Raw genomic sequence first — 22,336 nt, 5'->3', positions numbered from 1 at the left:
GCAGCGCGCGACCGAACACAGCCGCCCCACCCCGCCCCATCCCGAATGGCGCCCCGCCGATCCCCCACCAGCAGGGCGCCACCCACCCCCGCTACCTCCCCCCAAGCGCCTCACGCAGCGCGAAGTACGCCGGCTTCGGCTTGAGCTGTTCGTCCCACGGAAGGGCCGCGCCCTGGCCCGGGAAGAACGCCGGGATCCAGGAGTACTTGTCCGTGTAGTCCCAGAGGGTGACGCCGACGCACCGGCGTACCGCCAGGCACGCCTCGGTCAGGTCCCGGTACCACTCGGCCTGCTGGGCCAGCTTCTCCTCCGTCGCCGGCAGGATCATCCGTACGTCGACCTCGGTGAGCGAGGTGTCGAGGCCGAGCCGGGAGAAGCGGCGGAGGTTGTCCTCCAGGGTGGTGGGATAGCCGTACTGGAGGGCGAGGTGGGCCTGGAGGCCGATGCCGTGCAGCGGGACGCCCTTGGCCTTCAGCTCCTTGGCCAGCTTGTAGTACGCGTCGCTCTTCGGGCCGATCCCCTCGATGTTGTAGTCGTTGAGATACAGCTTCACGCGCGGATCGGCCTGATGCGCCCAGCGCAGCGCGTCAGCGATGTATCCGGGCCCGAGCGTCTTGTAGAAGACCGACTCCCGGTACGTACCGTCCTCGTTGAACGCCTCGTTGACGACGTCCCAGGCGAACACCTTGCCCCGGTAGTGCCGCACCTCCGCCTGGACATGCTTCTTCAGCACGGCCCTCAGCTCCGGCGCCGTCCACTCCCGCCCCGTGAGCCACTCGGGCAACTGGCTGTGCCAGACCAGGGTGTGGCCGCGCACCTTCTGCCGGTTGGCACGGGCGAGGTTCACGATCTCGTCGCCCTTGGAGAAGTCGAACACGCCCTGCTGCGGCTCGGTGGCGTACCACTTCATGCCGTTGCCGGGCGTGATCTGGTCGAACTCGCTGCCGAGCAGGGCCTTGTACGGCGCGTCGACGAGCTCGGGATTGTCGGTCGCGCTCCCGAAGTAGCGGCCGTGCCGCTGGGCGAGGTCCGCGAGGGTGGGTTCCTTGCCGTGCTCCTCGCCGGCCTGTGCCGCCGGGCCGGTGGCGATGGATCCGGCCACCAGCACGGCGGCCAGCGCCCCGGCGAGTCTGAGCCGTTTGGCGGTCCTGCGCATGGTGCGACTCCTCAACGTCGAAACGGATGGGTGAGCCGTACGTCCGCGGCGCGCGTCAGCCCTTCGTGGCGCCCGCGGTGAGGCCGCCGACGAGCTGCCGCTCGGCGACCGAGTAGAAGGCGAGTGCGGGGACCATGGCCAGCACCAGATAGGCGAAGACCTTGGCGTACTCCGCGGAGTACTGCCCCTGGAACTGCTGCACGCCGATCGGCAGCGTCCACCACTGCGCGTCGGTGAACACCAGCAGCGGCAAGAAGAAGTTGTTCCAGCTGGTGACGACGGCCAGCACCGAGACCGTGCCGAGCGCGGGCCGCGCCATGGGCAGCAGCACCCGCCAGAAGAAGCCGAACGAGCTGCACCCGTCGAGCGTGGCCGCCTCCTCCAGCTCACCGGGGATCTGCCGGAAGAAGCCCCGCAGGATGATGATGGTCATCGGCAGTCCGAAGGCCGCCTGCGGGAGGATCACACCGAGGGGATTGTCCAGCAGGCCCAGGGAGCGCAGCAGCAGGAACAGCGGCAGGGCCGCCACCGCGAACGGGAACATCAGCCCCATCGTGAACAGCGTGAACAGCACCTCCCGGCCGCGGAAGGCGAACCGCGCGAAGGAGAAGGCCGACAGGGCCGAGACCGCGACGACCAGGACGGTCGTTCCGACCGCGATCAGCGTGCTGTTGCCGATCAGCCGCCAGAAGTCCCCCGAGCCGAGGATCTGGGTGTAGTTGGAGGTCACCCACGACTCGGGCAGACCGACCGGATTGCGGGACAGCTCGTCGGTGGACTTGAAGCCGGAGAGGGCGGCGTAGAGCAGGGGAACGGCCATGAACGCGCCGACGGCGATCAGGACGAGGTGCAGCGGAAGGCTCCGGCCGCTCTTCTGACGAGATGTCATTTTCCGTCACCCCGCATGGTCGTGGTGGCCCCCTCCAGATCACGCCGGAGCACGAACCGCTGGTAGGCGAGGGCGAAGACGAGGCTGATGCCGAACATGGCCACGCTGATCGCGCTGGCGTAGCCGACCTGGTAGCGCTTGAAGCCGTACTGGAACATGGTCACGGCCATGGTCTCGGAGTGATGGTCGGGACCGCCCGCGGTGGTCACCCACACCAGGTCGAAGAGCTGGATGGACCCGATGACCGACAGGAAGACGCTGATGCGCAGGGTGGGCGCGAGCAGCGGCAGCGTCACGCTGCGGAAGCGCTGCCAGGGACCGGCCCCGTCGATGAGCGCCGCCTCGGTCAGCTCCCTGGGGACGGCCTGGAGTCCGGCCAGGTACAGCATCATGTGGAAGCCGAAGTACTTCCAGGTCATGACCAGGAACAGGGTCGCCATGACCGTGGACGGGTCGGCGAACCACTCCCCGCCGAGTCCCTCCAGCCCGATCCTGCCCAGAAGTTGGTCGGCGAAGCCGTCGTCCGGGGCGAAGATCATGCCGAACAGGACACCGGTGATCGCCTCGGACAGGACGTACGGGGCGAAGAACAGCATCCGGTACACCGCCCGGCCGCGCATGCGCTGGTTGAGCAGGACGGCCATGGCGAGCGCGAACGGCAGCTGCAGGACGAGCGACAGCACCACGAGGACCAGACAGCGCCACAGGTCGCCCAGGAAGACCTCGTCCTGGAAGAGCCGGGTGAAGTTCTCGCCGCCGATGTAGTCGGAGGGCATGCCGAAGCCGCCCCAGCGGAAGAACGCGGCGTACAGGGCGAACAGCATCGGCAGCAGCACGAGCCCCACGAACAGCACCAGGGCGGGCAGCTGGAAGCCGGTCGCGGTCAGCCAGTTCAGCGCGCGTCGCCGGGCCCGGCTCCGGGCCCGGTCCGCGGCCGGGGGCGGCAGGCCGATGTCGGCGCCGGTCCGTTTGTCCGGCAGGAACGTGGAGGTCATCGTCGGCTACTGCTCTTCCTTCGCGGTCCTGGTGATCGACTGGGCGACCTGCTCGGGGGACTTGGAACCGGCGATGAGCGCGGCGACGCTGTCGTTGACCTCTTGGCCGACGGCGGGCGCGTAGGCCTGGTCGAGGTAGAGCTGGAAGCCGGTGGCCTTCTTCAGCTGCTCCTGTACGGCCTTGATGTTGGGGTCGGCGATGGCGCTCTCGGCCGCCGGGACCACAGGGAGGACGCCGGTCTTCTTGACCAGTTCCAGGTCGGTGGCCTCGGACGCGAAGAACTTCAGGAAATCGAGGGCCGCCTGTGGGGCGCCCCGGCGCAGGGCGTGCCCGCCGCCTCCGCCGAACACCTCGGTGAGGGCGCCCTTGCCGCCCTCGACCGCGGGGAACGGGAAGAAGCCGAGGTCCTTGCCGAGACCCTTGCCCGAGTCGGCCTGCACCACGGGGGCCCACTGCCCCATAAGCTCCATGGCGGCCTTGCCGTTGCCGACGGTGGCGGCCTGGCCGGTGGGCGTGGAGTAGGCGGCGCCGAGGTAGCCCTTCTGGAACGGCTGGAGGCCGACGAGTTCGTCGAGGTGCGCTCCCGCCTCGACGAAGGGGGCGCCGGTGAAGTCCTTGTCGTCGTAGGCCTTCTGCAGCGCGTCGGCGCCGGCGGTGCGCATCGCGAGGTAGGCCCAGTAGTACATGCCGGGCCACTTCTCCTTGCCGGCCAGGGCAAGGGGCGTGACCTTGGCGGACTTCAGCTTCCGTACGGCGTCGAGGAAGCCGGTCCACGTGGTCGGGGGCGCGCTGATACCGGCCTTCTCGAAGAGGGCCTTGTTGTACCAGAAGCCGATCATGCCGATGTCGAACGGGATGCCGTAGACCTTGTCGTCGAGCAGGTACGGCTCTCTGGCGACCGGGAGCAGGGCGTCGCCCCACGGCTTGGTGCTGTCCGTGAGGTCCTCGACGAGTCCGGCGTCGACCTGCTGCTTCAGGACTCCGCCGCCCCAGGTGTGGAAGATGTCGGGCAGCTTCCCGGAGGAGGTCAGGGCCGTCATCTTCGACTTGAAGCCGTCGTTCTCCAACTGGACGATCTTTATCTTGACCTTGGGGTTCTGCGCCTCGAACTTGCGGGCGAGCGCAGCCCAGACACCCTTGGTCGGTTCGGTGGTGGAGATGTTCCACCACTCGATCGTGGTCGTCCCCGACGACCCTCCGTCCGAGTCCCCGCCGCAGGCGGTCAGTGCCGTCATCCCCAGACCGGCCGCGGCGGAGGCCGCCAGAAAGCCGCGGCGGGACAGTGCCGGGTCGCCCATCATGCTCCTCGAAAGTTTCGGATGAACTCCAGAAAGCTGCGTCGTTGCCGCACCCTAGAGACAGCCGCCAAAGGGTGACAACCCCTCGCGCACGGTGAATCTCACCCCGATGCAAGAGTGTTTGAGGCGACGAAACATTCGGAATACTGAACGAACCTTACGGAGCCCACCCGCCTGCGATCACACAGGGTGTTCAGACACGGGCCGGCCGCGGACACCGCACTGGCGCACGGACGGGCCGCCCGGCCGCCACCCCAACCGCCCTCAGCTCGCGTTTCACACCCCGGCATCCCGACCGCAGGCACCCGACGCCGAGTCTTAACGGAAGCTTGACGCGCTCAGCCCTCTCATCCTCGGGCCACGACATCACGCTCCGCTTACGCTGAGCGGGCCGTCCAGTGATGGCCGGAAATACCCTGCGCCGCCTCCCGGGAGCACCTTCGATGGCCACCACTGAGCACCTGCCACCGAGCCGTACGGAGCCCACCCCGCCCAGTCGCCTGCGTGCCTGGATGCTGGAGGGCCTGTCCGACATGGGCAAGGGCGGCGGCCACACCGGACCCCACGCCGAACCGGAGCCCCCGCACAAGGGCCAGCCCTGGTGGCGGGTGATGTGCCTGACCGGCGTCGACTACTTCTCCACACTCGGCTACCAGCCCGGGATCGCGGCCCTCGCCGCCGGACTGCTCTCCCCGATCGCGACGATCGTGCTGGTGATCGTCACGCTGGCGGGCGCCCTGCCGGTCTACCGCCGGGTGGCCGAGGAGAGCCCGCACGGCGAGGGCTCGATCGCGATGCTGGAGCGGCTGCTCTCCTTCTGGCAGGGCAAGCTGTTCGTCCTCACCCTGCTCGGCTTCGCCGCCACCGACTTCCTGATCACCATCACCCTGTCGGCCGCCGACGCCTCCACCCACCTGGTGGAGAACCCGCACCTGAACAGCGCCCTGCACGACAAGCAGCTGCTGATCACGCTGATCCTGGTCGCGCTGCTCGGCGCGGTGTTCCTCAAGGGCTTCCTGGAGGCCATCGGCGTCGCCGTCGCCCTGGTGGGCGCCTACCTCGCGCTGAACGCGGTCGTGGTGGCCGTCGGGCTTTACCACGTGGCCACCGCCGGTCATGTGGTCACCGACTGGTCCAGCGCCCTCACCACGCAGCACAGCAACATATTCGTCATGATCGGCGTCGCCCTGCTGGTCTTCCCGAAGCTGGCCCTCGGCCTGTCCGGATTCGAGACCGGCGTCGCCGTGATGCCTCATGTCAAGGGCGACGACGGCGACACGGAGGAGAATCCGAAGGGCCGTATCCGGGACACGAAGAAGCTGCTCACCACGGCCGCTCTCATCATGAGCGTCTTCCTGATCACCACCAGCTTCATCACCACCCTCCTCATCCCCGAGAAGGAGTTCGAGGCGGGCGGCCAGGCCAACGGACGCGCACTGGCCTATCTGGCGCACGACTACCTGGGCAACGCCTTCGGCACCGTCTACGACGTCTCCACGATCGCCATCCTGTGGTTCGCCGGCGCCTCCGCGATGGCCGGCCTGCTCAACCTGATGCCGCGCTACCTCCCCCGCTACGGCATGGCCCCGCACTGGGCCCGCGCCGTGCGCCCGATGGTCATCGTCTTCACCCTGATCGCCTTCCTGGTCACCTGGATCTTCGACGCCGACGTCAACGCGCAGGGCGGCGCCTACGCCACCGGTGTGCTGGTCCTCATCAGCTCCGCCGCGATCGCGGTGACCATCGCCGCCCGCAAGGCCCGGCAGCGGAACTGGACCATCGGCTTCGCGGTCATCTCCGCCGTGTTCCTCTACACGACCGTGCTCAACGTCATCGAGCGCCCGGACGGCGTGAAGATCGGTGCCTGTTTCATCGCCGGGATCATCCTCGTCTCCCTGCTGTCGCGGCTGGCCCGGGCGTTCGAACTGCGCGTGACCAGCGTGTCGCTGGACGGCATGGCGGAGCGCTTCGTCCGGGACATGGCCAGCCGCAGGATGCGGTTCATCGCCAACGAGCCCGACCGGCGCGACATCGCGGAGTACCGGGACAAGATCGAGCAGATCCGGCAGGACAACGACGTGCCCGGGCAGGAGGACTTCGTCTTCGTCGAGGTGACGGTCACCGACCCGTCGGAGTTCGAGGCGAGCCTGACCGTACGCGGCGAGGTGCTCCACGGCCGCTACCGCGTTCTGACCCTGGAGTCCTCCTCCGTCCCCAACGCGCTGGCCGCCCTGCTCCTGCACGCCCGCGACCTGACCGGCTGCACCCCGCACATCTACTTCGAGTGGACCGAGGGCGGACCCTTCACCAACCTCTTGCGCTTCTTCCTGTTCGGCCAGGGCGAGGTCGCCCCGGTGACCCGCGAGGTCCTGCGCGAGGCGGAACGCGACCGGAAGCGGCGGCCGCGGGTGCACGTCGGCTGACCGGCCTCAGCCGGCGGGTTTCCTCGCTGTCCGCCGGCCGAGCCCTCTCCGGGGCCGGCGCACCACGACCTGCCCGAAGCTGATCTCGCCGGTGATCCGCACCCGCAAAACGACAGGCGCCTCGGCCGCCGCTCCCGCCCGGCGCGCCTTGACCTTGGAGTAGTTCAGCACCAGGGAGCCGGTGTCCACCACGACGCCCGGCGGGGTCACCAGTTTCAGGGCGCCGCCGCCCATCTCCAGGTCGATGTGGAGCGTGTCCTGGGTGATCACCGCGTCGGTGAAGTCGAGCGTCACCTCGCCGAACGAGGAACGGATCTCCAGGCGCCGCGGCACCACCCAGGCATCGCCGCGCCGGGTCGAGGCCCCCTGCTGCTCGATCCGGACGACGTCCTCGACCTCGACGGGGGTCTCGCCCACCACCTCGGGCAGATCCGTCGTGAGCACGGCCAGCTCGCCGACCGTACGGGCGGACAGCGCGGCCTCCAGCCGCTCGTCGAGCTCCTCCATGGTCAGCCGCCCGTCGCCCGCGGCGACGCGCAGCACCTCCACCACCCGGTCCCGGCCCGCATGCGAGGCCCTCACCTCGGGCGATCCACCGGCACGCGAGAACTCTCCCGCCATCACAGCCCCCGACCTCTCCGGGCACGGCACCCGACCCACCCACTCGCCAACTAACGCTATATCGCGTCACACCGGTCGCCAACCCCACATTCGCGGTTCCCCTCCCCCGCCCCTGTCGCGCCCGGCACGCAGCCCTAGGCGATCAAGGCGAAGCAGACACACGCATACACGGCATAAGGGCCTCACCGGGCTACCGTGCACCCATGAGCCTGAGCATCCGCAACCAGCTCCCCGGCACCGTCACCGCCGTCACACCGGGCGAGGCCATGGCGACGGTCAGGGTTCGCCTCACCGGCGGCCAGGACCTCACCGCCGCGATCACCCGCGAGGCCGCCGACGACCTCGGTCTCACACCGGGCACCGCCGTGCGCGCCCTGGTGAAGTCGACAGAGGTCGCGGTGGCCACCGCCCCCGTCGAGGGCCTGTCCATCCGCAACCGGCTCCCCGGCACGGTCACGGGCATCGCGGCCGGCGACGCGATGGCCTCCGTCCGGATCACCGTCGAGGGCGGCGAACTGACCGCGGCGATCACCAAGGACGCCGCGGACGATCTCCGTCTGTCGGCCGGAACCCCCGTCGTCGCCCTGATCAAGTCGACCGAGGTGTCACTAGCCGTCGCATGACAGCAGGAGCGCAAGAGGGAGGGGCCCCGCATCAGCGGAGCCCCTCCCTCTGACCGGCCGGTAGGTCAGTCCTCGTACGCGTCCAGCGGCGGGCAGGAGCACACCAGGTTCCGGTCGCCGAAGGCCTGGTCGATGCGGCGCACCGGCGGCCAGTACTTGTCGGAGGCCGCGACTCCGGCCGGGAAGACGGCCTCCTCACGGCTGTAGGCGTGCTCCCACTCCCCGGCGAGCGCGCCGGCGGTGTGCGGGGCGCCACGCAGCGGGTTGTCGTCCGCGGGCCACGCGCCGGAGCCGACCTTCTCGATCTCCGCGCGGATGGCGATCATCGCCTCGCAGAACCGGTCCAGCTCGGCCAGGTCCTCCGACTCGGTCGGCTCGATCATCAGCGTCCCGGCCACCGGGAACGACATCGTCGGCGCGTGGAAGCCGTAGTCGATGAGCCGCTTGGCGACGTCGTCGACGCTCACGCCGGTCGCCTTGGTCAGCGGCCGCAGGTCGACGATGCACTCGTGCGCGACGAGCCCGCCGGGGCCGGTGTAGAGCACCGGGTAGTGCGGCTCCAGCCGCTTGGCGATGTAGTTGGCGCTGAGCACGGCCACCTGCGTGGCCCGCTTCAGCCCCTCGCCGCCCATCAGCCGGACGTACGCCCACGAGATCGGCAGGATTCCGGCCGAGCCCCACGGCGCCGCGGAGATGGGGCCGACCCCGGTCTCCGGGCCCGCCTCGGGCTGCAGCGGATGGTTCGGCAGATACGGCGCGAGGTGCTCACGCACCGCCACCGGACCGACGCCGGGCCCGCCGCCGCCGTGCGGGATGCAGAAGGTCTTGTGCAGGTTCAGATGCGAGACGTCCCCGCCGAAGTGCCCCGGCTTGGCGAGCCCCACGAGCGCGTTGAGGTTGGCCCCGTCGACGTAGACCTGCCCGCCCGCCTCGTGCACCTGGGCGCAGATCTCGGAGACGTGCTCCTCGAACACGCCGTGGGTGGACGGGTACGTGATCATCAGCACCGCCAGCTCGTCACGGTGCTGCTCGATCTTCGCCCGCAGGTCCTCGACGTCGATCTCGCCGTCCTCGGCGGTCCTGACGACGACGACCTTCATGCCCGCCATCACCGCGCTCGCGGCGTTGGTCCCGTGCGCGGACGAGGGGATCAGGCACACGGTGCGCTGCTCGTCCCCGTTGGCCCGGTGGTACCCGCGTACGGCGAGCAGACCGGCCAGCTCGCCCTGCGACCCGGCGTTCGGCTGGAGGGACACCTTGTCGTACCCGGTGACCTCGGCGAGACGCTCCTCCAGCTCGTGGATGAGCGTGAGGTAGCCCTCGGCCTGGCCCGCGGGAGCGAAGGGGTGCAGCTGCCCGAACTCGGGCCAGGTGACCGGCTCCATCTCCGTGGTCGCGTTGAGCTTCATGGTGCAGGAGCCCAGCGGGATCATGCCGCGGTCGAGCGCGTAGTCACGGTCGGCCAGCCGGCGCAGGTAGCGCAGCATGGCGGTCTCGGAGCGGTACTGGTGGAAGACGGGGTGGGTCATGTACTCGTCGGACCGCAGCAGGGCACCGGGAAGGCCGTCCTCCGTGGCGGCGTCCAGCGCCTCGACGACACCCTCGACCCCGAACGCGGCCCATACGGCACGCAGCTGGACCCGCGTCGTGGTCTCGTCGCAGGAGATCGAGACGTGGTCAGCGTCGACGAGACGCAGGTTGACCCCGTTCCGCTCCGCGGCGGTGGCCACGACCTCGGCGGCCCGGCCCTCGACGCGCGCGGTCAGGGTGTCGAAGTAGGCACCGTGCACGACCTCGACACCGCCGTTCGCGAGCCCGGCGGCGAGGACCGTGGCGTACCGGTGGGTGCGCCGCGCGATGCTCCTCAGACCCTCGGGCCCGTGGTAGACGGCGTACATACCGGCCATGACGGCGAGCAGCACCTGCGCGGTGCAGATGTTGCTGGTGGCCTTCTCACGACGGATGTGCTGCTCACGTGTCTGCAGCGCCAGCCGGTAGGCCTTGTTCCCGTCGGCGTCCACGGACACACCGACGAGCCGCCCGGGCAGGCTGCGCGCCATCTTCTCCCCGACGGCCATGTAACCGGCGTGCGGTCCGCCGAAGCCCATCGGCACGCCGAACCGCTGCGTCGTCCCGACCGCGATGTCCGCGCCGAGCTCACCGGGCGACTTCAGCAGGGTCAGCGCGAGCAGGTCGGCGGCGACGGTGACGAGCGCCCCGAGCGCGTGCGCCTGGTCGATGACCGGCTTGATGTCCCGTACGGCTCCGGAGGCGCCCGGGTACTGGATCAGCACGCCGTTGATCTCGCGCTCGGCGATCTCGGCGGGGATGCCGTCACTGAGATCGGCGACGACGACCTCGACACCGGTCGGCTCGGCCCGGGTCTCGATCACGGCGATGGTCTGCGGCAGCGCGTCCGCGTCGACCAGGAACAGGCCCTTCTTGTTCTTGCCCAGACGCCGCGACAGCGCCATGGCCTCGGCCGCCGCGGTGCCCTCGTCGAGCAGGGAGGCGCCGGAGGTCGGCAGTCCGGTCAGGTCGGCGACCATGGTCTGGAAGTTGAGCAGCGCCTCGAGCCGGCCCTGCGAGATCTCCGGCTGGTACGGCGTGTAGGCCGTGTACCAGGACGGGTTCTCCATGACGTTGCGCATCACGACCGGCGGCGTGAACGTGCCGTAGTAGCCGAGCCCGATCATGGAGCCGAGCACCTGGTTGCGGTCGGCGAGGGAGCGCAGCTCGGCGATCACCTCGGCCTCGCTGCGGGCGCCCGGCAGGTCAAGTGCCTCGGCGCTCTTGATCACGGCCGGGACCGCGGCGGCCGTCAGCTCGTCCAGCGAGCCGTAGCCGACGTGCGCGAGCATCTTGGCGCACGCCTCGTGGTCGGGGCCGATGTGGCGCTGCTCGAAGGGAACTGCCTCTTCGAGTTCGGAGAGCGGAATGCGATGGGCGGTCATATGCGGAGGCCTCCTGGTCTGACACGACCTTCGAGGGGCACCACGGCACGGGTACCCGGACGGCCTCCCCCTCTGTCATGTCAACCTGAGAGCTTCACCGGATCGCCCGAAGGCCTCCGGCTTTCACCGTCGGTGAGGGCGGAAGCCGTGACATCCGCCCTGCTTTCCAGAGTGACCTCGTCCGTGCGGTACGTGGGCCTGAGAGATTCCGGGGAGGATTTGCTCCTTCGGCGCCTCCGATGATGTCTGGAGGACTCTCCCGCACGGGGTCAGCAGCCGTTGTCAGCCTACCAGCGCGGTCAACGCACGAACCTTCGAGTGGCCGCCTCCTCGATTGTGCCGTTTTGTAGTGGTTACGGATGAGTTGCGACCATGTGGAGGGCCCGTGCGAACCGATATCGATCCGCGCAACCTGATCGGCCGCAAGGCGTTCGACCGCAACGGAACCAGGATCGGCACGATCGACGAGGTCTACCTCGACGACGCCACCGGCGTCCCGGAGTGGGCGGCCATACGGACCGGCCTGTTCAGCAGGGACGCCTTCGTCCCCCTCGAGCCCAGCGAACTGATCGACGGCGCCCTCCACGTGCCCTTCGACCGCGCCCTGATCAAGGACGCCCCCGACTTCGGCGTGGGCCGCCACCTCTCCCCGGAGCAGGAACTCCAGCTCTACCACCACTACGGCCTCGACGTCGCCGCCCCTCCCCCGCTCCAGGACCACGAGTTCGGCAAACTGGCAGGCAAGGACGAGACGGCCTGAAGCCCCGGCGAACCCCTAAGGGGCGGCGGAGCGCAGCCCCACACCCCCGGATTCACCATCCGGCCCATGACCCCCCTCGGGCTCGCGTAACACCAACGGCAACGGATCCGCCGGCTCCAGCTCCGGATCGTCGATCCGGAAGGTACGCACCCGTCCGGGCTGGGAGTCGGGCGTCTCGAACCGTACGGTCACCCGCCCCAGGCCGCTGCCCTGCACCCACCCGTGCCCGAACCCGGCGTGCCGCACATCGTGCCCGGCGGGCCACCGCCGCTCGGCCGGCGCGGGCCGCTCCTCGACCGGCGCCGCGGCGTGCTCCTCGACCGGGCCCTCCGCGACCGCCCGCTCCCCGGCCGCCTGCGCGAACAGGTCCTCCTGCGTGTAGTCGGCAAGCCCGCTGACCCCCACCCCGAGCAGCCGCACACCACCCGTCGTGTCGACCGAGTCCAGCAGTCTGGCCGCCGCTTCACGGATCACCCCGGGATCGTCCGTCGGCCCACGCAGCGTCTCGGACCGGGTGCGTGTCGAGAAGTCGTACCGCCGCACCTTCAGCACGATGGTCCGCCCGGACAGCCCGGCCCCGCGCAGCCGCTGTACGCAGCGGTCGGCGAGCCGCTGCACCTCCAGCCCGACCCGCAGCCGGTCGTGGATGTCCACGTCGTAGGTGTCCTCGACCGACACCGACTTCGCTTCCCGCTCCGCCACCACGGGCCGGTCGTCCCGCGCCAGGGCCATGGCGTAGAGCCCGTGTCCGTGCGCCTTCCCCAGCAGCCGGACCAGCTCGTCCTCACCCGCCTCGGCGATCTCCTCGACCGTGGTGATCCCGGCCCGCCGCAGATGGTCGCCCGTCGCCGGCCCGACCCCCGGCAAGGTCCGCACCGACATCGGCCCCAGCATCGCCCGCTCCGTCCCCGGCTCGATCATCACCAGCCCGTCGGGCTTGGCCTGCTCCGAGGCGATCTTCGCGAGCATCTTGGACGCGGCCAGCCCCACCGACCCCGTGAGCCCCGTGACAGCCCGGATGTCCGCACGCAGCTTCACCCCGGCCAGCCGCGCCGACCGCTCGTCCCAGGCCGCGCCCCCGGCCTCCAGGTCCACGAACGCCTCGTCCAGGCTCAGCGGCTCCACCAGCGGCGACAGCGCCCCCAGCAGCTCCATCACCCGCTCGCTGATCGCACGGTAGAACCCGAAGCGCGGCACGAGATACGCGGCGTTGGGCGCGAGCCGCCGGGCCTGCGCCATGGGCAACGCCGAGTGCACCCCGAACACCCGGGCCTCGTACGACGCGGTCGCGACCACGCCCCGCGGCCCGAGTCCGCCCACGACCACCGCCTTGCCGCGCAGGCTCGGCTTGGACGCCTGCTCCACCGAGGCGAAGAAGGCATCCATGTCGAGATGCAGAATCGTGGGCGAGGTTCTCACGACTCCGATGCTGCCCTACGCCACTGACAACGCCGTGCCGAACCCTCCAGGCCGCCCCGGGAGATAGCGCTTACAGCCCGGTGCGGAAACGTCCCGCCTCGTGCGGCCGCACGCGCCCCGCACCGTCCAACGGGTCAGACGGCCCGGTTCCGGCGCCGCGCCAGCTCGTCCGCCGGGTTGGGCCCGACCAGGGTCTCCCCGGTGTCGATCCGCTCCCCGTGCAGCTGGGACAGCGCGCCCTCGACATCCCGCCACACCACACCCACCGCGATCCCGAAGACACCCTGCCCCCCTTGGAGCAACGCGTGGACCTCGTCCGGCGAGGTGCACTCGTAGACCGTCGCACCGTCACTCATCAGCGTCATCCGCTCCAGGTCGCGGAAACCGCGTTCCCTGAGGTGCTGGACCGCCGTGCGGATGTTCTGCAGCGACACCCCGGTGTCGAGGAACCGCTTGACGATCTTCAGGACGACGACGTCCCGGAAGCTGTACAACCGCTGTGTCCCGGACCCGTAGGCGGGGCGCACACTCGGCTCGACGAGACCGGTGCGGGCCCAGTAGTCCAGTTGCCGGTAGGTGATACCGGCGGCCGCACAGGCCGTGGGGCCGCGATAGCCGATCTGCTCGGACGCCATGGACGTCGTCCCTCCGCTGCTCGGCACCGCCGACGGTCGCTGCGGAGCGAGATCGGCCGAACCATCGGGCTGGGGATAGCCTCCGCCCGCAAGGAGCCGAGAGCCGGGGGGAGCGTACGGACCGCTCGCCCTGAGACTGCGCTCGGGGCCGCCCCCAGCCGTACCGTCGCCGCTGCTGCTCACGCCGACCTCCGTCCTTGACCTGCCTTCTCGACGGTAGGCAGTCACCCGGGGTGCGTCAACGATCGCCACACTCGCCACGCCGAGTGATAATCACCCTAAGAGTGGTTTCCCGTGCCCCACCGCCGGGAAAGGCTAGCCGAATGCCTTCGGCGCGGGCCGTGTGACGCTCACACTGACCACCGGCACATGCGGGCAATTCACCCGTCACACATACGGCGGCGGCCCTGCCGCGGACTCATCGTCCGCCGGGCCGCCCACGTGCCTCACAACCGCTACCGCTCCCCGCCCGGCCCTCACCGGCCTCCGGAGCTCACTGGCTGCTGCTGCCGAAGTCCTCCGGGGAGATCTGGTCGAGGAACTCGCGGAACTTCTCCACCTCGTCCTCCTGCTCGTCCGGGATCGCGATGCCGGCGTCGTCGAGGACCGTGTCACTCCCGTAGATCGGCGTACCGGTGCGCAGGGCCAGCGCTATGGCGTCGGACGGGCGGGCGCTCACCTCGACGCCGCTGGCGAAGACCAGCTCCGCGTAGAAGACGCCCTCACGCAGGTCCGTGATACGCACTTCTGTGAGCTCCTGACCGACGGCTTCCAGCACGTCCTTGAACAGGTCGTGGGTCAGCGGCCGCGCGGGAGCCATGCCCTGCTGGGCGAAGGCGATCGCCGTCGCCTCCCCCGGCCCGATCCAGATGGGGAGGTAACGGTCGCCTCCCACTTCACGCAGCAGCACGATCGGTTGGTTGGAGGGCATTTCGACCCGGACACCTACGACATCGAGCTCGTTCACACAGCAACCCTAGGCCGTGCTCGGGACGTTTGGGTAGTCGGGCCGGGATCGGGCGCCTGATCCGGCCCCCACGGGTCCGGCCGCCTCACGGCAGCCGCACCCCGAGCGCCGTCTGCACCAGCGCGGCGTGCAGCTTCACCGTGAGCCCCGCCAGCTCCTTGGTGCGGGCCTCCGCATGAGCCCTGGTCTGCGGGTTCCGGTGCCGCTTCAGTGGAGCCACCACCTGGTCCACGAGCCCGGCCTCGCGGTCGGCGGCGGCCTTCATCACCCGCAGGTGCCGCGGCTCGATCCCGAACCGCCCCAGCTCCGCGACGAGCGCCGCCACGGTGACCGCCTCGGCCTCGTACGCCCCGTCCTCCAGTGGAGTGACCAGCCCGTACGACTCCCACTCCTTGAGCTCCTCCTCGTCCACCCCGGCCGCGGCGAGCAGCTCCTCACGCCCGACCCTGGCAGCCGTGGGCGGCCCCTCGAAGGGCTCGGGCGCGGAATCGCCGTCACGCTGACGGCCCACGCTCGGCAGTGGAACGGCCTCACCGCGCTCCATGGCCTCCAGGTGCTCGCGAATCACCTTCAGGGGCAGATAGTGGTCCCGCTGCATCCGCAGCACGTGACCGAGGCGCTCGACGTCGCGGGCACTGAACTTGCGATACCCCGAGGGAGTCCGCTGTGGCTCGATGAGCCCCTCCGACTCCAGGAAGCGGATCTTGGAGATGGTGACTTCGGGAAACTCGTCGCGCAGCACGTTCAGCACTGTGCCGATGCTCATCAGCCCACTGTCCGTGGCGGCGGCGCCGTGCCCGGCACCGCCGCTCGGTGTATGAAGCATGGACCTTCCCTGACGGACGGACCTACGCTGGGATTCCCCGGAGGCGGTCCGGGTCAGTAGCCCCGCTGGCTGGCGTAGAAGACCAGCCGGTACTTGCCGATCTGCACCTCGTCGCCGTTGCTGACAGCGACCTGGTCGATCCGCTCGCGGTTCACGTACGTGCCGTTCAGGCTGCCCACGTCGGCCACCGTGAACGAGCCGTCCTGACCGCGACGGAACTCCACGTGCCGTCGGGAGACCGTCACGTCGTCCAGGAAGATGTCGCTCTGCGGATGACGGCCGGCCGTGGTCAGATCGCCGTCCAGCAGAAAGCGGCTGCCCGAGTTCGGCCCACGCCGCACGACCAGGAGCGCGGAACCCAGCGGCAGCGCGTCCACGGCCGCCTGCGCCTCGGGAGACAGCGTCGGCGTAGGCGTCTGGCCGGTGGCCTCGGCGTCGTAGGCCTCGAGACCGGAGATGGAAATCGTGGAGGTCGTCTCGGACGGACGCTCCGGCGTCGCGCCCGGCCGCAGCGGCGCGCCACAGTTGGAGCAGAAGCGGCTGTTCTCCGCGTTGCGGTTGCCGCACCTCGTACACACCAGGGCCGACATCGGATCCTCCTGCCGCGGCTGCCCACCGGGAGCATTGGACGCATACGGGTCGGAAAACCCTCCACCCGCACTTGAGGGTTGCCCGAAACCTATGCCGCCGGGCTGCGCAGGGTCAACCGACGGCGCGCCCTGACCTCCGGAAACGTCGCCGCCCGGACCGCCGACCTGGTCCCGGAACAGCGGCCGCTGGCCCTCCGCGTCAGGCTGTGCGCGATGACGGGCGGTCGCATTGTCGCTGCCCTCTCGCGGGCTCTTGCCGAACAACTTCGCAAACAACTTCACGGGCGATTCCCCTTGACCGAAACAGACCCGCCCGTGGGGCAGGACGAACCCTGACTGAACACTCTGGCCGACCCGGACATCCTGACAACGTCCGTCTGCACCAGACAGTTTCCACCACGCACCACCCATTCGGTGCGCCGACCCCCCGCAACCTCATGCCCTCGCCGGAAGCCGCCCATGCACCGCCGCTTCACTGGGAGGACGACCGAGCGTAGTCAGGCCGCTTCGCTGCTCGCAAGGCGTCCACGACGATCTTGGTCGACCGCTCCACGGTGACGATGGCCTGTTCCTTCTCGAGAGTCTGCACCACACCTCCGGGGATGTTGAGCGCCGGCTCGAGGTCCTGCGACTTGCCGATGACCTTGAAACGATAGGGCGCGTTGATCTTGTTCCCGTCGACGCTCACACCCTTGCCGGAATCCGTGAGATACGTGCCGGCGACGACCCGCACGCCGTTCACCTGGATCGCCTCGGCACCCGCCGCACGCAGTTCCTGGACCGCGTCGAGCAGCATGTCCGACTCGACCGTCCCCTTCGTGTCCTCGATGGTCATGGTGATGCCGGGCCCCTGCGCGGCCACCGTGCCCGCCAGGATGCCGAGTTGCCGCTCCTTCTCGATCGTCTGCTTCCGGGCCTCCTCGGCCTGGTCGGAGCTGTTCTCCAGCTCGTCGCGCTGCTTCTCGAGCCCCTGCTTCTCGTCCTCAAGACGCTGGGTACGGTCATCCAGTTCATCAAGGATGCGAACAAGATCTTCCTGGCGCGCACCGCGCAGGGCGCTGTCACTGTCGCTGTTCGAGGCCACCTGCACGGCCAGCCCGAAGCCGAGGCCGAACAGCAGCAGCGCGACGATGAGTTGGGCCCGGCTGACCCGCGGCGGCCACAGCCCCTGCACCAGCCGCTGCCGACCGGTCAGCCGCGGCTCGGTCGCCACTTCCGGCTCCGGCTCCGGATCAGGCACCGGCTCAGGAGCCGACTCAGGCTCCGGGGTTTCCTGGGTGGCAGGCTCCGCCGCGGCTACCTCCTGGGGCAGCTCCTTGCGGAGCCGGTTCCCGGGCTCGCCACTCGCGTCGCGCTGCTCCGCGCGCGTGTGGCCGTTCTCCTCGGCGCGCTTGTCGTCGTGCTCGCTCATCCGCCTCACGCCCGGAACACGTGCCGGCGGATCGCCGCGGCGTTGGAGAAGATGCGGATACCGAGGACGACCACCACACCGGTGGACAGCTGGGCACCCACGCCCAGCTTGTCCCCCAGGAACACGATCAACGCGGCCACCACCACGTTCGACAGGAACGACACCACGAAGACCTTGTCATCGAAGATGCCGTCGAGCATGGCGCGCAGACCGCCGAAGACGGCGTCGAGCGCCGCCACGACAGCGATCGGCAGATAAGGCTCGACCACCGCCGGAACCTCAGGCCGGACCAACAGGCCGGCCACGACTCCCACGACGAGGCCCAGTACGGCGATCACGATGTGCCCTTCTCGCTCTTCTCAGTGCTCGGTTGTGCTGTACGTACGATCACACTCGGTGCGGCAGGCAGCCGGAGGTCGTCCTCCGCGGAGATGGCCGTCCTGACGCCGTAGCTCTCCTGGAGCGCGTTCAGATACAAGCCGTCCGCGCTGTTCTGGAACCGCGTGCTCAGCTGCTGCCCGTCCCCCACCGCGAGCACCGTGTACGGCGGCACCAGCGGTTTGTTGTCGACCAGTATCGCGTCCCCCGCGGCCCTGATCGCGGACAGCGCCGTCAGCCGCTGCCCGTTGATGGAGACGGCCTCGGCGCCCGACTCCCACAGCCCGTTGACCACGCGCTGCATGTCTCGGTCACGCACCCGGCCGGTGTCGGCGAACCCTGAGTTCTCGCGCGGGTCGCCGTCACCGCCCGCACCGGTGTCCTTGGCGTCGTTCACCACGAGCTTCACGCCGGGACCGTGCACCGCGGCGGCGCCGGACAGTATGCCCACCAGGTCGGACCCGGCGCTGCCGCTGTGCCTCAGCGCCTCGCGCTGCCGGGCGCTCACGTCCGCGCGCAGCTCGTCGACGGAGTCCTCCAGCTTGTCCGCCGCCTCGCTCTCCCGATCGATGCGGTCGACCAGCTCTTCCCGCTCCTTGGCGACGACCGGTGCGGCGACCCGCGCCTGGGCCGCTCCGACAGTCACGATCAGGGCCGCGAGCACCAGGCCCGCCGCGAGCCCCAGCTTCGCCCTGAGCGTCTTCGGCAAGCCGGCGTCGCCCGCGGCCTTCTTCCGCTCGGCGGCCTCGGCATATCCGTCGTCGAGGCTGTGGTCCATGACGTTGGTGAGCAATGACATGGACGCATCCGGGCGCCGGGGCCGCGTCGGTGTGCTCCGAATGGGGGGTTGCTGCGGCATGCCGCACATCGTCGCACGTCGCGGGCACTACCTCCGAACGGCCCCACCGGCGTGCCGGACAGGCCCCGTTGAGGACACTTGTCCGGCACGCACGCGTGCAGCCGGTTCTACCGGCCTGCGCTGTCCACGACCGCCGACCACTCGTCCAGCAGGGCCTGCGCGGAGGCGTCGTCCGGCCCCTCGGCCCACAGGTGGGTGACAGCCTCCGCCGGGTCGGGCAGCACCATCACCCAGCGCCCGTCGGTCTCCACCACACGCACGCCGTCCGTGGTGTCCACGAAGCGATCTCCGGCCGCCTCGACGACCCGCCGCATCACGAGCCCCTTGACAGCCCACGGGGTCGCCAGGTCCCGCTTCAGGACGTGCGCCCGAGGGATCCGGGCATCGATCTGGCTGAGCGTGAGCTGCGTCCGCGCCACGAGCCCGATGAGCCGTACGAAGGCCGCGGTGGCGTCGTACACGCTGCTGAACTCGGGGACGATGAACCCGCCCTTGCCGTCACCGCCGAAGATCGTCCCTTCCTCACCACCGACGCGTGTGAGGTCGTCGGGAGAGGTCGTCGTCCATTCGACCTGGGTCCCGTGGTACGCCGCCACCTGCTCGGCGATCCGGGTCGTGGTCACCGGAAGCGCGACCCTGCCGCTACGCCGCTCCGCGGCCACGAGGTCCAGCATCACGAGCAGCGCCCGGTCGTCCTCGATGATGCGCCCCTTCTCGTCGACGAGGGACAGCCGCTCACCGACCGGGTCGAACCGCACCCCGAAGGCGGCACCGCTGGACGCCACGATCTCCCCGAGACGCACCATCCCCGACCGCCGCATGTCGGCCGTCTCCGTCGGCCTGGACTCGTCCAGACCGGGGTTGATCGTCAGCGAGTCGACGCCGAGCTTCCCGAGCAGACTCGGCAGCACGAGTCCCGCGCTGCCGTTGGACGCGTCCACGACGACCTTCAGCCCGGACTCGGAAATGCCCGTCGTGTCGACGTTCCGCAGCAACGACCCGGTGTACGAGTCGAAGACACTGGCCGGGAAGTGCAGATCCCCGATCTCACCGGGGAACGCCCGACGGTACTCCTGCCGCGCGAACACCCGGTCCAGCTTCCGCTGACTGCCCTGCGACAGGTCGGCACCGTTCCCGTCGAAGAACATGATGTCCACGGAGTCCGGCACCCCTGGCGTGGTACGGATCATGATCCCGCCCGCACTGCCCCGCGCGGTCTGCTGCCGGGCCACGGGGAGCGGAACATTCTCCAGATCCCGAACGTCGATGGCGCTGGCCTGCAACGCGGAGATCACCGCCCGCTTCAGCGCACGGGCACCACGCGAATGGTCCCGGGCCGTGGTGACGGTCGAGCCCTTCTTCAGGGTGGTCGCATACGCACCGGCAAGCCGCACGGCCAGCTCCGGCGTGATCTCGACGTTCAGGATTCCGGACACACCACGGGCTCCGAAGAGGTGCGCCTGCCCCCGGGACTCCCAGATGACCGACGTGTTGACGAAAGCGCCGGCTTCGATGGTCTTGAACGGATAGACCCGTACATTGCCCTGGACGATCGATTCTTCACCGATCAGGCACTCATCACCGATGACCGCCCCGTCCTCGATCCGCGCCGCACGCATGATGTCGGTGTTCTTCCCGACCACGCACCCGCGCAGATTGCTGTGGGGCCCCACGTAGACGTTGTCGTGAACCACGGACTTGTGCAGAAAAGCACCGCTCTTGACCACCACGTTGGAGCCCACGACGGAGTGCTCACGGAGCTCCGCGCCGGCCTCGACCTTGGCGTAGTCCCCGATGTAAAGGGGACCGCGGAGCACGGCGTCGGGATGCACTTCCGCGCCCTCCGCAACCCAGACGCCGGCGGAGATCTCGAACCCGTCGATGTCGACGTCGACCTTGCCCTCCAGGACGTCGGCCTGCGCCTTCACATAGCTCTCGTGAGTGCCGACGTCCTCCCAGTACCCCTCGGCCACATAGCCGTAGACGGGCTTGCCTTCCTTCATCAACTGCGGGAAGACATCGCCGGACCAGTCGACGGGCACATCGGGCTCGACATAGTCGAAGACCTCGGGCTCCATCACGTAGATGCCGGTGTTCACGGTGTCGGAGAAGACCTGGCCCCAGGTGGGCTTCTCGAGGAAGCGCTCCACCTTGCCTTCCTCGTCGACAATGGTGATGCCGAATTCCAGCGGATTGGGAACACGCGTCAGACAAACCGTGACCAGCGCGCCCTTCTCCTTGTGGAAATTGATGAGCTCGGTGAGGTCGAAATCTGTCAGAGCATCGCCGGAGATGACGAGGAAGGCATCGTCCTTCAATGCCTCTTCAGCGTTCTTGACGCTTCCGGCGGTACCGAGTGGCTTCTCCTCATTGGCATAGGTCAGCTCCATACCGAGCTCTTCACCGTCACCGAAGTAGTTCTTGACGAGCGAGGCCAGGAACTGGACAGTAACGACTGTTTCATTGAGCCCATGCCTTTTGAGCAGCCGCAGAACGTGCTCCATGATCGGGCGGTTGGCCACGGGCAGGAGCGGCTTGGGCATGCTTGAGGTCATGGGGCGAAGACGCGTGCCTTCGCCTCCGGCCATCACGACGGCCTTCATGTCGGAAGCGTCCTCCTCTAAGAGACGACGGTCTAGCCGACTTCCCCCGCCAGGATTGTCCCCCACTTTTCGACCACGGGCCATCGGACAGCCACGGTGGGACCAATCCGCAAGTTCAGTCGGCCATGGCGTCCGCACGGACCAGGCGGCGGACTTGTACCACGTAGAGGACTCCTGCCCACCAGTACAGCGTTGTACCCCATCCGGCGAACGCCCATCCGAAAATAGCAGCCAGTGACGAGATCCAACCACTTCCGTCACTGAGCAGGAGCAGCGGGAAGGCATACATCAGGTTGAAGGTGGCGGCCTTGCCCAGGAAGTTCACCTGGGGCGGCGGATAGCCGTGCCGGCGGAGGATGCCCACCATCACCAGCAGAACCAGCTCTCGCGCCAGAAGTGCAGCGGTCAACCAGAGGGGCAGAATCTCGCGCCAGGTGAGACCGACCAAAGTCGAGAGAATGTAGAGCCGGTCGGCCGCGGGATCGAGAAGCCGGCCGAGGCTGCTGATCTGGTTCCAGCGCCGTGCGAGCTTGCCGTCCAGGTAGTCACTGATGCCGCTCAGGGCCAGTACCAGAAGGGCCCAGCCGTCACTCTTGGGCCCACCGAACTCAGGCCTCAGAATCAGCCACAGGAAGAGGGGTACGCCAACGAGCCGAGCCATGCTGAGGATGTTCGGGATGGTGAGCACACGGTCCGTCTGGACGCGAGTCTCCTGAACCTCCACCCGGGGGCCTCCTGTGGGAAACGTGCCAACGATGCTCACTGACCTTACCTCAACGCAAAAAAGCTCTGACTCTCGGGCTGTGTGCCCAAGAGCCAGAGCTCTAAAAGGAGTTCGGCGGCGTCCTACTCTCCCACAGGGTCCCCCCTGCAGTACCATCGGCGCTGAAAGGCTTAGCTTCCGGGTTCGGAATGTAACCGGGCGTTT

At 69.0% G+C, this 22,336-nt stretch carries 19 protein-coding genes, 1 rRNA gene and 1 riboswitch; of the genes, 3 read left to right on the top strand and 17 right to left on the bottom strand.

The window, feature by feature from the left end; all coding sequences use genetic code 11:
• Positions 1–91 precede the first annotated feature (91 nt).
• The 4 genes from ACZ58V_RS17960 to ACZ58V_RS17945 are packed head-to-tail and all read right to left on the bottom strand — an operon-like array spanning position 92 to position 4,339.
• On the bottom strand, positions 92–1,156 hold the full coding sequence (locus tag ACZ58V_RS17960; protein WP_468188338.1) for an endo-1,4-beta-xylanase: 1,065 nt from the start codon (positions 1,154–1,156) through the stop codon (positions 92–94).
• Positions 1,157–1,211: 55 nt separating this feature from the next.
• Positions 1,212–2,045 (bottom strand): carbohydrate ABC transporter permease, encoded by an 834-nt coding sequence (locus tag ACZ58V_RS17955; protein ID WP_468188336.1) that lies wholly within the window; start codon positions 2,043–2,045, stop codon positions 1,212–1,214.
• Positions 2,042–3,040: a carbohydrate ABC transporter permease gene (locus tag ACZ58V_RS17950; protein ID WP_468188334.1), complete on the bottom strand. Its 999-nt coding sequence runs from the start codon at positions 3,038–3,040 to the stop codon at positions 2,042–2,044. Before ACZ58V_RS17950 ends, ACZ58V_RS17955 begins: the two co-directional genes overlap by 4 nt.
• A 6-nt stretch (positions 3,041–3,046) precedes the next feature.
• Positions 3,047–4,339: an extracellular solute-binding protein gene (locus ACZ58V_RS17945; protein WP_468189536.1), complete on the bottom strand. Its 1,293-nt coding sequence runs from the start codon at positions 4,337–4,339 to the stop codon at positions 3,047–3,049.
• Positions 4,340–4,782: 443 nt separating this feature from the next.
• Here ACZ58V_RS17945 and ACZ58V_RS17940 point away from each other — a divergent pair, with 443 nt between their 5' ends.
• Positions 4,783–6,762, top strand: coding sequence for an APC family permease (locus ACZ58V_RS17940; RefSeq protein ID WP_468188332.1), 1,980 nt, complete (start codon positions 4,783–4,785; stop codon positions 6,760–6,762).
• A gap of 6 nt (positions 6,763–6,768) precedes the next feature.
• On the opposite strand, the gene ACZ58V_RS17935 is transcribed toward ACZ58V_RS17940, so the two are convergent.
• Positions 6,769–7,383 carry a DUF1707 SHOCT-like domain-containing protein gene (locus ACZ58V_RS17935; protein WP_471290738.1) on the bottom strand — a complete coding sequence of 205 codons (615 nt, stop codon included), beginning with the start codon at positions 7,381–7,383 and terminating at the stop codon, positions 6,769–6,771.
• A 203-nt stretch (positions 7,384–7,586) separates the two neighbouring features.
• On the opposite strand from ACZ58V_RS17935, the gene ACZ58V_RS17930 reads away from it, so the two are divergent.
• The gene (locus ACZ58V_RS17930; RefSeq protein ID WP_471290736.1) at positions 7,587–8,006 is read left to right on the top strand and encodes a TOBE domain-containing protein; all 420 of its coding nucleotides are present in this window, start codon (positions 7,587–7,589) and stop codon (positions 8,004–8,006) included.
• Positions 8,007–8,071: 65 nt separating this feature from the next.
• Here ACZ58V_RS17930 and gcvP read toward each other — a convergent pair whose 3' ends face one another.
• Positions 8,072–10,960, bottom strand: a complete 2,889-nt coding sequence (gene gcvP, locus ACZ58V_RS17925; protein WP_471290734.1) for an aminomethyl-transferring glycine dehydrogenase — start codon at positions 10,958–10,960, stop codon at positions 8,072–8,074.
• A gap of 176 nt (positions 10,961–11,136) precedes the next feature.
• Positions 11,137–11,232, bottom strand: a riboswitch (glycine riboswitch).
• 113 nt (positions 11,233–11,345) lie between these two features.
• Here gcvP and ACZ58V_RS17920 point away from each other — a divergent pair.
• Entirely contained in the window at positions 11,346–11,720 is a 375-nt protein-coding gene (locus ACZ58V_RS17920) for a PRC-barrel domain-containing protein (protein ID WP_468188324.1), read from the top strand.
• A 15-nt stretch (positions 11,721–11,735) separates the two neighbouring features.
• Here ACZ58V_RS17920 and ACZ58V_RS17915 read toward each other — a convergent pair whose 3' ends face one another.
• The 11 genes from ACZ58V_RS17915 to rrf all read right to left on the bottom strand — a co-directional run.
• Entirely contained in the window at positions 11,736–13,139 is a 1,404-nt protein-coding gene (locus ACZ58V_RS17915; RefSeq protein WP_471290732.1) for a DNA polymerase IV, read from the bottom strand.
• Positions 13,140–13,273: 134 nt separating this feature from the next.
• Complete coding sequence (locus ACZ58V_RS17910) at positions 13,274–13,957, bottom strand: MerR family transcriptional regulator (protein WP_471290730.1); 684 nt, start codon at positions 13,955–13,957, stop codon at positions 13,274–13,276.
• Between the two features lie 310 nt (positions 13,958–14,267).
• Complete coding sequence (locus tag ACZ58V_RS17905; RefSeq protein WP_003988851.1) at positions 14,268–14,741, bottom strand: bifunctional nuclease family protein; 474 nt, start codon at positions 14,739–14,741, stop codon at positions 14,268–14,270.
• A gap of 85 nt (positions 14,742–14,826) precedes the next feature.
• Positions 14,827–15,567 (bottom strand): transcriptional regulator FtsR, encoded by a 741-nt coding sequence (gene ftsR / locus ACZ58V_RS17900; RefSeq protein ID WP_468188318.1) that lies wholly within the window; start codon positions 15,565–15,567, stop codon positions 14,827–14,829.
• 53 nt (positions 15,568–15,620) lie between these two features.
• Positions 15,621–16,568, bottom strand: coding sequence for an FHA domain-containing protein (locus tag ACZ58V_RS17895; protein ID WP_328415869.1), 948 nt, complete (start codon positions 16,566–16,568; stop codon positions 15,621–15,623).
• A 61-nt stretch (positions 16,569–16,629) separates the two neighbouring features.
• Positions 16,630–17,568: a DUF881 domain-containing protein gene (locus ACZ58V_RS17890; RefSeq protein ID WP_468188315.1), complete on the bottom strand. Its 939-nt coding sequence runs from the start codon at positions 17,566–17,568 to the stop codon at positions 16,630–16,632.
• Positions 17,569–17,573: 5 nt separating this feature from the next.
• Positions 17,574–17,906 carry a small basic family protein gene (locus tag ACZ58V_RS17885; protein WP_003988855.1) on the bottom strand — a complete coding sequence of 111 codons (333 nt, stop codon included), beginning with the start codon at positions 17,904–17,906 and terminating at the stop codon, positions 17,574–17,576.
• Positions 17,903–18,814 (bottom strand): DUF881 domain-containing protein, encoded by a 912-nt coding sequence (locus tag ACZ58V_RS17880; protein WP_471290727.1) that lies wholly within the window; start codon positions 18,812–18,814, stop codon positions 17,903–17,905. Before ACZ58V_RS17880 ends, ACZ58V_RS17885 begins: the two co-directional genes overlap by 4 nt.
• Before the next feature lie 98 nt (positions 18,815–18,912).
• Positions 18,913–21,408: a mannose-1-phosphate guanyltransferase gene (locus ACZ58V_RS17875; RefSeq protein WP_359894862.1), complete on the bottom strand. Its 2,496-nt coding sequence runs from the start codon at positions 21,406–21,408 to the stop codon at positions 18,913–18,915.
• A gap of 115 nt (positions 21,409–21,523) precedes the next feature.
• Positions 21,524–22,132, bottom strand: a complete 609-nt coding sequence (locus tag ACZ58V_RS17870) for a CDP-alcohol phosphatidyltransferase family protein (protein ID WP_184599460.1) — start codon at positions 22,130–22,132, stop codon at positions 21,524–21,526.
• Between the two features lie 109 nt (positions 22,133–22,241).
• Positions 22,242–22,336, bottom strand: a 5S ribosomal RNA gene (gene rrf, locus ACZ58V_RS17865); the annotation flags it as partial.

It is taken from the genome of Streptomyces sp. NPDC040589 (genome assembly GCF_055594445.1).
Note: the sequence above shows the minus strand (reverse complement) of the source record. Positions and strands in the feature narration are given on the sequence as shown.

Excerpts from the sequence above, each read along its gene's own strand:
- ACZ58V_RS17960 (WP_468188338.1), bottom strand. The coding sequence starts at position 1,156 with ATGCGCAGGACCGCCAAACGGCTCAGACTCGCCGGGGCGCTGGCCGCC.
- ACZ58V_RS17955 (WP_468188336.1), bottom strand. The coding sequence starts at position 2,045 with ATGACATCTCGTCAGAAGAGCGGCCGGAGCCTTCCGCTGCACCTCGTC.
- ACZ58V_RS17950 (WP_468188334.1), bottom strand. The coding sequence starts at position 3,040 with ATGACCTCCACGTTCCTGCCGGACAAACGGACCGGCGCCGACATCGGC.
- ACZ58V_RS17945 (WP_468189536.1), bottom strand. The coding sequence starts at position 4,339 with ATGGGCGACCCGGCACTGTCCCGCCGCGGCTTTCTGGCGGCCTCCGCC.
- ACZ58V_RS17940 (WP_468188332.1), top strand. The coding sequence starts at position 4,783 with ATGGCCACCACTGAGCACCTGCCACCGAGCCGTACGGAGCCCACCCCG.
- ACZ58V_RS17935 (WP_471290738.1), bottom strand. The coding sequence starts at position 7,383 with ATGGCGGGAGAGTTCTCGCGTGCCGGTGGATCGCCCGAGGTGAGGGCC.
- ACZ58V_RS17930 (WP_471290736.1), top strand. The coding sequence starts at position 7,587 with ATGAGCCTGAGCATCCGCAACCAGCTCCCCGGCACCGTCACCGCCGTC.
- gcvP (WP_471290734.1), bottom strand. The coding sequence starts at position 10,960 with ATGACCGCCCATCGCATTCCGCTCTCCGAACTCGAAGAGGCAGTTCCC.
- ftsR (WP_468188318.1), bottom strand. The coding sequence starts at position 15,567 with ATGCTTCATACACCGAGCGGCGGTGCCGGGCACGGCGCCGCCGCCACG.
- ACZ58V_RS17895 (WP_328415869.1), bottom strand. The coding sequence starts at position 16,568 with ATGGGTGGTGCGTGGTGGAAACTGTCTGGTGCAGACGGACGTTGTCAG.
- ACZ58V_RS17890 (WP_468188315.1), bottom strand. The coding sequence starts at position 17,568 with ATGAGCGAGCACGACGACAAGCGCGCCGAGGAGAACGGCCACACGCGC.
- ACZ58V_RS17880 (WP_471290727.1), bottom strand. The coding sequence starts at position 18,814 with ATGTGCGGCATGCCGCAGCAACCCCCCATTCGGAGCACACCGACGCGG.
- ACZ58V_RS17875 (WP_359894862.1), bottom strand. The coding sequence starts at position 21,408 with ATGAAGGCCGTCGTGATGGCCGGAGGCGAAGGCACGCGTCTTCGCCCC.